This window comes from Limnohabitans sp. 2KL-1 (assembly GCF_003063435.1).
GTDB lineage: Bacteria > Pseudomonadota > Gammaproteobacteria > Burkholderiales > Burkholderiaceae_C > Limnohabitans_A.
In genome coordinates, this window is the sequence record NZ_NESL01000005.1 from 55,959 (window position 1) to 69,601 (window position 13,643).

13 protein-coding genes are annotated in these 13,643 nt (G+C 58.2%); 2 read left to right on the plus strand and 11 right to left on the minus strand.

Features of this window, described 5'->3' with window-relative positions; genetic code table 11:
- Positions 1-24 precede the first annotated feature (24 nt).
- The 11 genes from lpxA to rpsB all read right to left on the minus strand — a co-directional run bounded on the left by lpxA (position 25) and on the right by rpsB (position 10,555).
- Entirely contained in the window at positions 25-819 is a 795-nt protein-coding gene (lpxA, locus tag B9Z47_RS12155; RefSeq protein WP_108331515.1) for an acyl-ACP--UDP-N-acetylglucosamine O-acyltransferase, read from the minus strand.
- A 5-nt stretch (positions 820-824) separates the two neighbouring features.
- Entirely contained in the window at positions 825-1,271 is a 447-nt protein-coding gene (gene fabZ, locus B9Z47_RS12160) for a 3-hydroxyacyl-ACP dehydratase FabZ (RefSeq protein WP_108331619.1), read from the minus strand.
- Between the two features lie 2 nt (positions 1,272-1,273).
- Positions 1,274-2,260, minus strand: coding sequence for a UDP-3-O-(3-hydroxymyristoyl)glucosamine N-acyltransferase (gene lpxD, locus B9Z47_RS12165; protein WP_108331620.1), 987 nt, complete (start codon positions 2,258-2,260; stop codon positions 1,274-1,276).
- A gap of 23 nt (positions 2,261-2,283) precedes the next feature.
- Complete coding sequence (locus tag B9Z47_RS12170) at positions 2,284-2,775, minus strand: OmpH family outer membrane protein (RefSeq protein ID WP_369912239.1); 492 nt, start codon at positions 2,773-2,775, stop codon at positions 2,284-2,286.
- 26 nt (positions 2,776-2,801) lie between these two features.
- Complete coding sequence (gene bamA, locus B9Z47_RS12175; RefSeq protein WP_108331517.1) at positions 2,802-5,120, minus strand: outer membrane protein assembly factor BamA; 2,319 nt, start codon at positions 5,118-5,120, stop codon at positions 2,802-2,804.
- A 211-nt stretch (positions 5,121-5,331) separates the two neighbouring features.
- On the minus strand, positions 5,332-6,525 hold the full coding sequence (locus tag B9Z47_RS12180) for a 1-deoxy-D-xylulose-5-phosphate reductoisomerase (RefSeq protein WP_108331518.1): 1,194 nt from the start codon (positions 6,523-6,525) through the stop codon (positions 5,332-5,334).
- A gap of 16 nt (positions 6,526-6,541) precedes the next feature.
- Positions 6,542-7,390 carry a phosphatidate cytidylyltransferase gene (locus B9Z47_RS12185; protein ID WP_108331621.1) on the minus strand — a complete coding sequence of 283 codons (849 nt, stop codon included), beginning with the start codon at positions 7,388-7,390 and terminating at the stop codon, positions 6,542-6,544.
- A gap of 73 nt (positions 7,391-7,463) precedes the next feature.
- Entirely contained in the window at positions 7,464-8,024 is a 561-nt protein-coding gene (gene frr, locus B9Z47_RS12190; RefSeq protein WP_108331519.1) for a ribosome recycling factor, read from the minus strand.
- Between the two features lie 24 nt (positions 8,025-8,048).
- On the minus strand, positions 8,049-8,771 hold the full coding sequence (gene pyrH, locus B9Z47_RS12195; protein WP_108331520.1) for a UMP kinase: 723 nt from the start codon (positions 8,769-8,771) through the stop codon (positions 8,049-8,051).
- A 62-nt stretch (positions 8,772-8,833) separates the two neighbouring features.
- Positions 8,834-9,727: a translation elongation factor Ts gene (gene tsf / locus B9Z47_RS12200; protein ID WP_108331521.1), complete on the minus strand. Its 894-nt coding sequence runs from the start codon at positions 9,725-9,727 to the stop codon at positions 8,834-8,836.
- Between the two features lie 78 nt (positions 9,728-9,805).
- Positions 9,806-10,555, minus strand: a complete 750-nt coding sequence (rpsB, locus tag B9Z47_RS12205; protein WP_108331522.1) for a 30S ribosomal protein S2 — start codon at positions 10,553-10,555, stop codon at positions 9,806-9,808.
- A gap of 223 nt (positions 10,556-10,778) precedes the next feature.
- Between rpsB and B9Z47_RS12210 the strand changes: the two genes are divergently transcribed.
- On the plus strand, positions 10,779-12,134 hold the full coding sequence (locus B9Z47_RS12210; RefSeq protein WP_108331523.1) for an amidase: 1,356 nt from the start codon (positions 10,779-10,781) through the stop codon (positions 12,132-12,134).
- Positions 12,135-12,138: 4 nt separating this feature from the next.
- Positions 12,139-13,641, plus strand: coding sequence for an NAD(P)H-hydrate dehydratase (locus B9Z47_RS12215; RefSeq protein WP_108331524.1), 1,503 nt, complete (start codon positions 12,139-12,141; stop codon positions 13,639-13,641).
- The last annotated feature ends 2 nt before the right edge of the window (positions 13,642-13,643 follow it).

A 13,643-nucleotide genomic window follows, 5' to 3' on the forward strand; every position in this document is an offset into this window, starting at 1 on the left:
GCATGTCGGGCAAAGCGTCAGAGTTCAACGCACGATTCCGCGCTGTGGCGATGCCTTGGCCAAAAATTCGAGCATCATCTTCACATCTTCAGCAGCATCAGGCGTTTTCTCGCTCAATGCCGCAATGCAGGACATGGCATCGGCCAAAGACAAACCGTCGCGGTAAAGTGCTTTGTGCATGGCCTTGACCGCGGCGATGCGCTCTGGCGAAAACCCTCGGCGACGCAGGCCCTCAAAGTTCATCGAGCGCGCCTGGGCAGGCTGGCCCTGCGCCATGACGAAGGGCGGCAGATCGGCAAACAACAAGGAATTCATGGCGGTGAAGCTGTGCGCTCCGATGCGGCAAAACTGGTGCACCACCGTGAAGCCGCCCAAGATCACCCAGTCATCGACCACCACATGTCCGGCCAGTTGGGTGTTGTTGGCAAAAATCGTGTGGTTGCCCACCTGGCAGTCGTGCGCCAAGTGCACATAAGCCATGATCCAGTTGTCGTTGCCCACCGATGTCACAGCCCGATCACCGGGCGAGCCGATGTTGAAAGTGCAAAACTCCCGGATCGTGTTGCGATCCCCGATCACCAATTGGCAAGGCTCGTTGTTGTATTTCTTGTCCTGCGGCACCGCACCCAAGGAACTGAATTGAAAAATCCGGTTGTCACGACCAATGGTGGTGTGCCCCTCGATGACGCAATGGCTGGCCACAGTGGTCCCTGCACCGATGCGCACATGCGGCCCGATCAACGAATAAGGTCCGACCGTCACCGAGTGATCGAGTTCAGCCCCCGGACTGATGATGGCTGTAGGATGGATCTTGCTCATGACGCTCAAGCCTGAGGAATTTTCCGCATGGTGCACATCAGTTCTGCCTCGGTCGCGATCTCATCGCCGACTTTGGCACGCGCCTTGAATTTGAAGATACCCGCCTTCATGCGGTCAAGTTCGACTTCCAGAATCAACTGATCACCCGGCTCCACTGGACGCTTGAAACGTGCGCCATCAATGCCGGCAAAGTAGTAAACCGTCTGGTCATCAGGGGTTGTTCCCAGCGTGTCGAAAGCCAGCAGAGCTGCCGCCTGCGCCAAAGCCTCCAGCATCAGCACTCCAGGCATCACCGGACGATGCGGAAAATGTCCCAGAAAATGGGGCTCATTGATGGACACATTTTTCAGAGCCTTGATTCGCACGCCTTTCTCGAGTTCCAGCACACGGTCCACCAGCAAGATGGGATAGCGATGGGGCAGCTGTTTGAGAATTTGGTGAATGTCCATCATGGTCATGTTTCCTTGTTATTTTGGATATCGATTTCCAGCGCCTTTATGCGCTCGCGCAATCGGGAAAGCTGTTTCAGGCTGGCAGCGTTCTTTTCCCAATTGACATTGCTGTCCAGCGGGAACATCCCGGTGTAATGACCAGGCTTCAAGACAGAGCGCGTCACCACAGAAGCTGCCGAGATATGAACATGGTCGGCCAAAGTCAAATGCCCCAGGACCACCGCGCCACCACCGACAGTACAGTGAGCACCAATGCGCGCACTGCCCGCCACACCGGCGCAACCGGCCATGGCCGTGTGGGCGCCGATGTGCACGTTGTGGCCAATCTGGATCAAATTGTCCAGTTTGACCCCGTCTTCAATCACGGTATCGTCGAGCGCACCACGGTCAATGCAGGTGTTGGCACCAATTTCCACATCGTCGCCGATCCGCACAGCGCCCAACTGCTCAATTTTTTCCCACTTTCCATCGTGCAAGGCAAAGCCAAAACCATCCGCCCCGACCACCACTCCCGGATGCAGGATGCAGCGTGCGCCCACCGTGCAATCCTCAGCCAAGGTCACACGCGACTTGAGCACAGTACCAGGGCCTACTTTGGCACCTCGCTCAATCACACACAAAGGGCCGACCACCGCGCCATCAGCGATGACCGCATCAGGGTCGATCACCGCTGTAGGGTGGATGCTTGGGCCGGCTGTTCGGCTGTGCGACTGCTTCCACAAGCGGGTCAATCGAGCGAAATACAGGTAAGGATCTTCGGTCAAGATGGCAGCAGTTTTGGCGGTAACAGCAGCCTCAAATGCAGGCGACACGATCACGCAACTGGCCAAACTGGCCGCCAACTGGTTTTGGTATCGGGGATGGCTCAGAAAACTGATCTGATCCGACTGAGCCGTTTGCAATGGTGCCAAGCCCTGAATGCTCAAATCAGGGTTCCCGTGCAAACGCCCACCTAACCGTTCAACAATGAAGCCCAGCGTGAGCGCCACGGTGACCAACCGGTCAGAACCGGTTATTTGCCAGCAGAGGCGTTGAGCGCCTTGATGACTTTTTCGGTGATGTCGTGCTTGGCGTTGACATAAACAGCCTCTTGAAAAATCACATCGTATTTCTCGGATTCGGCCACTTGTTTGACCGCACGGTTGGCACGCTCGACCACGATTTGCTGCTCTTCGTTTTTACGGGCATTGAGGTCTTCCTGAAATTCCCGGCGCTTGCGCTGAAATTCGCGGTCTTGCTCGATCAGTTGTTTTTGGCGGGCCGTGCGCTGAGACTCAGCCAGCGTAGGCGCTTCGCGTTCAAATTTCTCAGAGGCTTGCTTGAGATTGTTGCCGGTTTCCACCAACTCTTTTTCACGCCGGGAAAATTCCTGCTCCAGCTTGGCCTGCGCTTGTTTGGCGGTTGCGGCCTCTCGGAAAATGCGCTCCGTGTTAACAAAGCCCATCTTGAAATCCTGAGCCTGAGCAACGCAAGTCAGAGTGGCGGCTGCAGCCAGCACAACCATGGAAAAATTTTGGCGAAACGAGTTCATTAGAAGGATGTTCCGATTTGGAATTGAAGTCGCTGGATTTTATCGCCAGTCTGCTTGCGAATCGGTGTGGCATAGGAAAAACGCAAGGGGCCCATTGGTGATATCCAGCTCAAACCCACACCAGCGGAGACTCGCAAATCGCCGAAAGACACCGTTTCATCCTGCCCAAAAGCACGACCTGCATCGGTGAATCCAAAGAGCCGAAGTGTTTTGTCGTTGCCAGCCCCAGGAAACGGCGTGATGAATTCCGCGTTGAACACCAATTTCTTGGGTCCCCCCAAATAAACGGGGACTGCACTGGTTGAATTGGTGACCTCTGAAGGACCCAGGGTGGACTGCTCGAAACCTCGAACACTGCCCAGGCCGCCCACGTAAAAGTGTTTAAACAACGGATAGTCCTGGCCGTTGAGACCCTGCCCCCAACCCACATCGGCGTTGAATGCCAATGTGTACTTTTTGCTGAGCGGAAAATACTGCTGAAACTGGTAGCTCGCTCGCGCATAGCGGACATCACCGGCCAGGCTGACATCGGCATTGATGCGCTGCAGGGCACCTTTGGTCGGAACCAAAGCGCTGTCGCGCTGATCTCTGGCCCAACCCAAAGTGAATGGCAACGCTGAACTGGTAGAGCCAAATTTCTCGGCGTATTTCCGATACGCGTCCGGCAACCCGGTGCCTTCACGAATCTCGGTTTGCTCTGCATTGATACCCATGAAGACCGTATCCGACTCGGTGACGGGCACCCCAAACCGCAGACCGGCACCCGAGTTGATCAAACTGTAAGCGTTGACATCGCCCAAGTAAGGCCGAGAAGTTCTGTGAAACACATCGACGGTTCTGGAAATGCCGTTCTGCGTGAAATAAGGATCCGTGGTGCTCAAGACCAGATTGCGGTTGAACTTGCTGGTATTGACCTCAACCGCCAGGTAATTGCCCGATCCAAAAGCATTTTCCTGGCGAATACCAAAACTCAAAGCCACTTTTTCTGCGGACGAGAAACCGGCGCCCAGCGAGATACTGCCAGTTGGTTTTTCGGCAACCGTGAACAACAAGTCCACCTGATCAGGTGCACCGGGCACCTCCACCGTTTCGACATTGACGTCGGTGAAATAACCCAGTCGATCCACACGATCACGAGACAGACGGATTTTGTCACCGTCGTACCAAGCCGCCTCGAGTTGCCGGAACTCGCGACGAATGACTTCATCCCGAGTGCGGTTGTTGCCTGCCACCTGAATGCGTCGCACATAAGCCCGGCGTGAAGGGTCTGCTTGCAAGACGAACTGGACACGGTTGCTTTGACGGTCAATTTCAGGCTTGGCCTCCACCCGTGCGAATGCAAAACCAAATTTCCCGAAATAGTCGGTGAAAGCCTTCGTGGTTTCGGCCACAGTTTCGGCGTTGTAGGGCTTACCCACCTGCATCTTGATCAAGGCCTTGAACTCATCGGCACGGTCCAAGTAATTACCTTCAAGCCTGACCCCAGAGATGACAAAACGCTCACCTTCTGTGATGTTAATGGTGATCGCCATTTCTTGTTTGTTGGGCGACATAGCCACTTGCGTGGAGTCAATGCGGAACTCCAGAAAACCCCTTGACAAATAAAAGGACCGCAAGGCTTCCAGATCAGCGTTGAGTTTCGTGCGGGCGTAGCGGTCAGATTTCGTGTACCAGCTCATCCAGCCACCGGTGTCCAGATTGAACTGGTCACGAAGCGTTTCGTCAGTGAAGGCCTTGTTGCCCACAATGTCGATCTGACCAATTTTGGCTGGCCCCCCCTCGGTGATGGTGAATGTCAAATTCACACGGTTGCGATCAACCGGTGTGGCGGTGGACAGCACCTGCGCACCATAAAGGCTGCGGCTGATGTATTGACGTTTGAGTTCTTGCTCGGCTTTGTCGGCCAGCGACTTGTCATAAGGACGGCCCTCGGACAAGCCCACATCCTTCAAGGCTTTGACGAGCACGTCCTTGTCAAACTCCTTGAGCCCGATGAACTCAACCGATGCGACAGAGGGCCGCTCCTCGACCACCACCACCAGAACATCGCCTTGGGTTTCCAGTCGCACATCCTTGAACAGGCCAAGTGCGAACAACGCACGAATGGCCGCGGCCCCTTTGTCGTCCGAATATTGGTCACCGACACGAAGTGGCAATGAGGCAAACACCGTACCAGGCTCGATGCGCTGCAAACCCTCCACACGAATGTCACGCACGGTGAAAGGATTCACCGCCCAAGCGGGCAGACTCAGCATGGCGCATGCCAAGACCTTCAGGGCAGAAGGAACAATGGTCGTGCGAATATCAGGAAAAATCATGGTGCAAACGTTCAAAAACTAAAGCCATTTTCAGGGTTGAAAATCCAGCTTTGAAATCCCGCCGAAACGTTCGCAACAGCCAGCAAGGCATGTACGTCCATCCTGTCAGGTAGGCCTGCTTGTCACGGCAAACGGGCTCAAGCATCCAAAGATAATACATCAGGTGACGGGGCCGACTGCCTTGTTCTGCCCTTGATGACCGCCTGTATTTTTATGACATGCGGGACAAGTTTTGTTCGGCTTTCTGGCGACTGTATGCGTCCAGCGCCAACAAATCATCCAGACACATCGGCGCTGCGCAAACCATGCTGTCAAGCGTGGCCCGATTGAGCTCGTGAATCTGGTCGAAACGGATGCGCTTATTCAAAAACGCATCTACCGCAACCTCATTGGCAGCATTCAGGATGGCACAGCTGCCCGGCGCGCCCCGCAAGGTTTCCCAAGCCAGGCTCAAGCCAGGAAAACGCAGCAAATGCGCCGGCTCATCCATGGCCTCAAAAGTCATGGCGGCCAGTGCGTGAAAGTCCAGCGCAGCAGCACCCGACTCAATGCGCTCAGGCCAGCTGAGACCGTAGGCAATCGGTACACGCATGTCAGGTGTGCCCAGCTGCGCCACCACTGAATGGTCGCGGTACTGCACCATGGAATGGATGGTGCTTTGTGGGTGAATCACCACCTCCAGCTGCTCCGCAGACATGCCGAACAAGTAACTGGCCTCAATCACTTCCAAAGCCTTGTTCATCATGGTGGCCGAATCTACAGAAATTTTGCGTCCCATGACCCAATTGGGATGGGCACAGGCCTGCTCGGGCGTCACATCCCTGAGCGTGTGCGGATCGCGGCTACGAAACGGCCCCCCGGAGGCCGTCAGGATGATCTTTTGCACACGCCGCTGCCAACTCGAAGGATCTTCAGGCAAAGATTGAAAAATGGCCGAATGCTCGCTGTCGATCGGCAACAACAAGGCCCCGCCCTCACGCACGGCGCGCATGAAAACCTCGCCACCCACCACCAAGGCTTCTTTGTTGGCCAACATCAACCGCTTGCCCGCTCGGGCTGCAGCGATGCAGGGCGACAAACCAGCAGCCCCCACGATGGCCGCCATCACGGCGTCCACCTGGGGGGCCGAAGCGACTTCGTCCAAAGCAGCTGCGCCCCAACGCACCTGCACCGCCAAACCCTCGGCCGCAACCCTGTCCGCCAACAGCCTGCCAGCCGACTCCTGCACCATCACGGCCACCTCAGGCTGAAACCGGGCACACTGAGCCAGCATCAAATCCACTTGGCTGGATGCGGTCAGAGCATGGATGCGGTATTGCCCGGGATGGCGACTGAGCACATCGAGCGTGCTCGCGCCAATCGATCCGGTCGATCCCAAAATGGTGATGCACTGTACTTGGCTCATGCGCGAATTCTCCAATTCAAATCCAGGCCACGAGCATCATGGCCAAAGGCAATGTGGGCAGCAAGGCGTCCACACGGTCAAGCACGCCGCCATGACCCGGCAGCAATCCCGAACTGTCTTTCATGCCGGCACTGCGCTTGACCAAGGATTCGACCAAATCACCGACAACGCTCATGGCTGACATGAACAACAAAGCTGGAATCGCCACCCACCATCCTTTGGCCAGCAACAGCGTGTAAAAACTGGGCACAAGAACCCCAGCGCTTTGGTCATAAGCAGACCAGCCCCAGGCCACCAAAAAGACACCCAGCATGCCACCAAAAACGCCTTCCCAACTCTTGCCTGGGCTGATGGCAGCGGCGAGTTTGACAGCCACCCATCGTCCACCGAGCGCACGGCCAAAGAAATAAGCAAATACATCGGCAGCCCACACCAACACAAGCACCGACAACAAGAAGTTAACGCCTCGCTGGTGGGCCTGCGCCAGAGCCAGCCAAGCCAAAACCAGCAAAAACAAACCGACCCACCAGCGCACAATGCGGGGCCAAAGCAGCCAGCCAGACACACCACGCTGAATCATCCAGGCCCCAAGCAAAACCCACATGGCCCCCGCCACCAGCCACAACTGCGGCGGCGTGGATTGCACCCAGCCTGCTTGCGCTGCAATGGCACAGGCCGCCGCACACACCAAAGCACCCAGCCAAGCCTGAACTGCGCCCACGCCATTGAGACGCCCCCACTCCCAGGCCGCTGCAGCAATCAAAACCACAGTAAAAAGCATGAAGGGCAAAGGATTGGCCGCAAACAAAGCTGGCAGCAGCAAGGCCAACAAAACCAGGGCGGTGATAACGCGTTGTTTGAGCACGGATTCTCCAGAAAAAAAGGCCGCCAATGGGCGGCCAGTCAGGCCGTGCAAAGCCACGGCGCGGGATTCAAACTCAAACCGCCATGATCTCTTGTTCTTTGGAAGTCACCAACTGATCGATCTCGGTCATGCGCTTGTCGGTCAGTTTCTGGATGTCGGCCTCGGCACGCTTTTGATCGTCCTCGGACGCTTCCTTGTCCTTGACCAGCTTCTTCACCGATTCGTTGGCATCACGGCGCAGGTTGCGGATCGCGATCTTGCCATTCTCACCTTCAGTGCGGGCCAGCTTGGTCATTTCCTTGCGACGCTCTTCGCTCATAGGGGGCATCGGCACACGAATCAAATCGCCCATGGAAGCGGGGTTCAGACCCAATTCGCTCTCACGGATGGCCTTTTCGATCTTGGCACCCATGCCTTTTTCCCAAGGCTGCACGCTGATCGTGCGCGAGTCCATCAAGGACACGTTGGCCACTTGCGACAAAGGCACCATGGAGCCGTAGTAATCGACATGGATCGTGTCAAGCAGGGCTGGATTGGCACGCCCGGTGCGAATCTTGGTCAAATTGTTTTTGAAAGCCGCCATGGATTGCTCCATTTTGGTTTCGGTTGTTTTTTTGATGTCTGCAATCGTCATGGGGTTCTCCTCGTCAGAACAGTCTCAAGCATAAACCAGGGTGCCTTCGTCTTCGCCCAGAACCACGCGCTTGAAAGCACCGTTCTTGATGATCGAAAACACCTTGATCGGCAGCTTCTGGTCGCGGCACAAGGCAAAAGCCGTGGCATCCATGATGCCCAGGTTGCGCGAAATGGCTTCATCGAAGCTGATTTCACTGTAACGGGTGGCCAAAGGGTCTTTTTTGGGATCGGCAGAATAAACCCCGTCCACCTTGGTGGCCTTCAAGACCATCTCGGCACCAATTTCAGCGCCCCGCAAAGCGGCGGCCGTGTCGGTGGTGAAGAATGGGTTGCCGGTGCCCGCAGCAAACACCACCACTTTGCCCTCTTCGAGGTATTGCAAAGCCTTCGGGCGAACATAAGGCTCAACCACCTGGTCAATGCCAATCGCCGACATGACACGTGCCGTCAAACCGGCTTTGTCCATGGCGTCGGCCAAGGCCAAAGAGTTCATCACGGTGGCCAACATGCCCATGTAGTCGGCGGTGGCGCGGTCCATACCGACAGAGCCACCAGCCACCCCCCTGAAGATGTTGCCACCGCCAATCACCACCGCCACCTGTACACCCAAGCGGGTCACTTCAGCGATTTCTTCGGCCATGCGAACGATCGTGGCGCGGTTGATGCCAAAGGCATCGTCCCCCATCAGGGCTTCGCCTGACAGCTTGAGCAAAATGCGCTTAAAGGCTGGCTTGGCTGAAGACATGATGGGCTCCTTGAATATCAATGTGGACGATGATGAGGTGACAACGCAGCAGGGCAATGGACTCAGGCTGCGCCTTGAGCGGCAGCCACTTGCGCGGCCACTTCAGCCGCGAAGTCGTCGACTTTCTTCTCAATGCCTTCGCCGACCACGTACAAGGTGAAAGCCTTGACGGTGGTGCCAGCGGCCTTGAGCATTTGCTCGACGGTCTGCTTGTCATTCTTGACGAAGGACTGGTTGAACAAAGACACTTCTTTCAGGTACTTCTGAACAGAACCTTCAACCATTTTGGTCACGATGTCGGCAGGCTTGCCCGACTCAGCGGCCTTGGCGGCAGCGACCGAGCGCTCTTTTTCAATCAACTCGGCTGGCACTTCGGCGCTGGTCAAAGACACAGGCTTCATGGCGGCAACGTGCATGGCCACATCTTTGGCAGCGGTTTCGTCACCGTCAAACTCGACCAACACACCGATGCGGGTGCCGTGCAGGTAATTGGCGATCTTGGCACCACCGGCTGCGCGCTTGAAGCGGCGAAAGCTCATGTTCTCACCGATCTTGCCGATCAGGCCCTTGCGCACTTCTTCCAAAGTGGGGCCAAAGCCGTCCTGGCTGTAAGGCAATTCGCCCAATGCAGCGATGTCGGCAGGGTTGTGTTCGGCCACCAACTTGGCAGCGGCGTTGGCCAATGCCAAGAAGCTGTCGTTCTTGGTCACGAAGTCGGTTTCGCAGTTGACTTCGATCATGGCGCCTGTGGTGCCATTGACAAAGCTGGTCACGACGCCTTCGGCGGTCACGCGCGAGGCGGCCTTGCCAGCCTTGGTGCCCAGCTTGACGCGCAGCAGCTCTTCCGCCTTGGCCATGTCGCCTTCGGCTTCGGTCAGGGCTTTTTTGCACTCCATCATGGGGGCGTCGGTTTTTGCGCGCAGTTCAGCGACCATGCTTGCGGTAATTGCAGCCATTTGATTTCTCCGTATTCAGTCTAAAAGTCAGATTAAAAAAAAGGGGCCACGAAGCCCCTTTCATCGAGTCTTGGGAACTCAGGCAGAAGCGTTGGCTTCTTCGACGAATTCGTCAGCGCCTTCGGTCACGGCCTTGACCACGTCGTTGACCGCATTAGCACGGCCTTCGATGATCGCGTCAGCGATGCCACGGGCGTACAAAGCCACGGCCTTGGCCGAGTCGTCGTTGCCGGGGATGATGTAGTCGATACCTTCGGGCGAGTGGTTGGAGTCCACCACACCGATCAATGGGATGCCCAGCTTCTTGGCTTCCGAAATGGCAATCTTGTGGTAGCCGACGTCGATCACGAAAATTGCGTCAGGCAAAGCCGCCATGTCCTGGATGCCACCGATGTCTTTTTCGAGCTTTTCCATCTCGCGCTTGAACATCAGCTGTTCTTTTTTGCTCAGGCTTTCGAGGCCGACTTCTTGCTGAGCCTTCATGTCCTTCAGACGCTTGATCGAGGTCTTGACGGTTTTGAAGTTGGTCAACATGCCGCCCAACCAGCGCTGGTCGACGAAAGGCACACCAGCGCGCTGGGCTTCTGCAGCCACCAGCTCACGGGCCTGACGCTTGGTGCCCACCATCAAAATGGTGCCGCGGTTGGCAGACAGCTGCTTGGCGAACTTGATCGCGTCCTGGAACATCGGCAGCGATTTTTCCAGGTTGATGATGTGAATTTTGTTGCGGTGACCAAAGATGAACGGGGCCATCTTGGGGTTCCAGAAGCGGGTTTGGTGACCGAAGTGGACACCGGCTTCCAGCATTTCGCGCATGGTAACGGACATAAAAATACTCCAAAGGTTAGGTCTAAAACCCGATCCACTGATCGCGCACAGCCTGCAAAACAGGGAGCGCAACACCTTGACGGGACGGGTTCGCGGATGTACTTTGCCGAATTTCGGTCACTGCTTGGGCATCATGTTTGACATGACACTCAAAAGACAGCGCCCGAGCTCTGCAAAGCCTTAGGATTATAGCATCCTGACCCACCTGAAAGCGCCCTCTTGCATGAAAGCTGACCTGATCGCCACCCGGCAAACCATCCGGACTGGGTCCACGAATCCCCAGGCCGTCGCAGAAGCTTGTCTGGCCGTGGCACAAAGCCCCGCTTGCAAGCATGTCTTCATGCAACTGACGCCCGTGGCGCTGCAACAAACAGCCAACCAGCCCCAAGCGGCCCAAACCCCGCTCGCTGGCCTCGCGGTATCCATCAAAGACCTGTTTGACGTTCAAGGGCAAATCACCCAGGCCGGCTCGGTCGTTCTGAAAAATCAGCCCCCTGCGGCCGCAGATTGTGCAGCCGTGGCGCGTTTGCGGGCTGCAGGCGCGGGCCTGGTCGGGCGCACGAACATGGTTGAGTTTGCCTTTTCGGGCGTGGGCACCAACCCCCACCATGGCACACCTGCCGCCTGGGACGGCCTTTATGACCAGCCCGTCGGTACCCCCGGGCAGCCCTATGTGCCTGGTGGATCCAGCTCGGGCGCAGCCGTGTCGGTGGCCACGGGTGCCGCCTTCATCGGTCTGGGCTCGGACACGGGCGGCTCCATCCGGGTGCCCGCCGCCTTGAACGGCATCGTGGGCTTTAAAAACACCGCCCGCCTGGTGCCCACCACAGGCACCCTGCCCCTGTCCACCACCCTCGACACCGTTTGCGCCATGACACGCACGGTGCGCGACGCGATTTTGGCCCACGAAGTGCTGTCGGCCAGACACGTGCCCAAGGCGCAGCGCCCCCTGTCGGGCTACCGCTTGGCGGTCGTCAGCAGCCTGATGCAAGATAACATGGACGCCACGGTGTCGCGGGCTTTTGAGCGCAGCCTGAATACGCTGCGCTCTGCCGGGGCACGCATCGACGAGATCCATCTGAGCGAGCTGAACGAGTTGGCCCCCATGATGAGCACGGGCGGCTTCAGCCCGGCCGAGGGCTTTGCTTGGCACCGTGAATGGCTGGAGCGGGACAGTGACCATTACGACCCCCGCGTCCTGCAGCGCCTGATGCGCGGATCTGGCATGAAAGCACATGAATACATGGATTTGGTGCAGGCCCGCCAGCAATGGATTCGCCGCGTCGAAAAAGCGCTGGTGGGTTACGACGCTGTGCTCTCGCCCACCACCCCCATCACCGCGCCGACAATCAGTGCCGTGGCCCCGGGGACCGAGCGCGATGCCGAGTTCTTCCAGGTCAACGGCTTGTTGCTGCGCAACACCAGCGCCGTGAACACACTTGACGGCTGCGGCATCTCCCTGCCTTGCCACGCGACGGGTGAGCTACCCGTGGGCTTGATGGCCTGGCACGCGGCCATGCACGACGACACCATTTTGCAGCTGGCCTTACTGCTCGAACCCTTGTTGCAACAGCACTGAAACCATGCACTTCCTGAGCCGCTCACACGCCCGGCCTATCCTGGGGGCAGCGCAGGTGCGGCAGCTCGAACCTGCGCTCCAGACCCTCAGCCCCACGCCGCTGATGCAAAGCGCGGGGTGGGCCTGCGCCCGGCTGGCACTGGCCGTGGCGCCGCATGCCCGGCGCATCTGGGTCGCCGCAGGCCCGGGCAACAACGGCGGCGACGGTCTTGAGGCCGCTTTGCACCTGCACCAATGGGGCAAAGAAGTACTGGTCAGCTTGATGAGCTCAACTGGACTCAGCCCGACAGATGCCCAAGCGGCATTACAACGGGCGCAACAAGCGGGCGTACGCATTGAATCCGGCATGCCCAGCGAATGGCTGCAGCAAATGGACGCACAGGACCTGTGCATCGACGCCCTGCTGGGCATCGGTGCCTCGCGGCCTTTGAGCGCTGACTTGCAGGCCTGCGTGCAGGCCATGCAAGATGGCTTGGCACCGATTCTGGCGATTGACGTGCCCACCGGGCTGAACCCGCAATCGGGCCAGTGGCTGGGTTTTGAAACCGGCCACACCTTGGCCGTGCGGGCAGACCACACCTTGAGCCTCATCGCGGTGCAGCCCGGTCTGCTCATGGGGCATGGGCGCGATGCCAGTGGCCAGATCTGGCTCGAAAACCTGGGCTACCAAGCCAACCAGCACCGTATGCCGCCACTGGCTTGGCTCAATGCGCCCTACGCAGCAACACGCAAGCCCCACGCCAGCCACAAAGGCAGCCACGGCGATGTGGCGGTGATCGGTGGCGAGGGCATGGCCCTACACGGCATGGACATGCGCGGCGCAGCCGTTTTGGCGGCCACAGCCGCCTTGCACGCAGGTGCCGGGCGCGTCATCTTGAGCCTGCTGTCCGGCCAAGCCAGCGACAGCGCACCGCCTGACGTGATGCAACGCGAATTCAAGCGGCTTGAGCTGGAAAAACTGCATGTGGTGTGTGGCTGCGGCGGCGGCACCGCTGTGGAGGCAGTCTTGCCCGAGGTGCTGCAGCGCAGCGCCTGTCTGGTGCTGGACGCCGATGGGCTCAACGCCGTGGCGAACGACAGCGCACTGCAAAACGCACTGCGCCAACGGGGCTCAAGACAATCCACCGTGATCACACCCCATCCGCTGGAGGCTGCCCGGCTGCTGGGCTGCAGCACGGCCCAGGTGCAAAACGAACGCTTGAAAGCAGCGCAAGAATTGGCCGAGCGTTTCCAATGCAGCGTAGTCCTGAAGGGTTCGGGCACCGTGATCGCCGCGCCCGGACTCACCCCACGCATCAACATCACGGGCAACGGCCGACTGGCCATCGGCGGCACGGGCGATGTGCTGGCCGGACTCGTGGCCACCCGCATGGCGCAAGGCCAAAACACTTTCGAGGCCGCCTTCGAGTCGGCCTGCGCAGCGGTGGCGCAGCACGGCCAAGTGGCCGACGCCTGGCCACCAGGCGAAGCCCTCACCGCCAGCCGACTGGCTCAGCGCCTGGTCTGAAG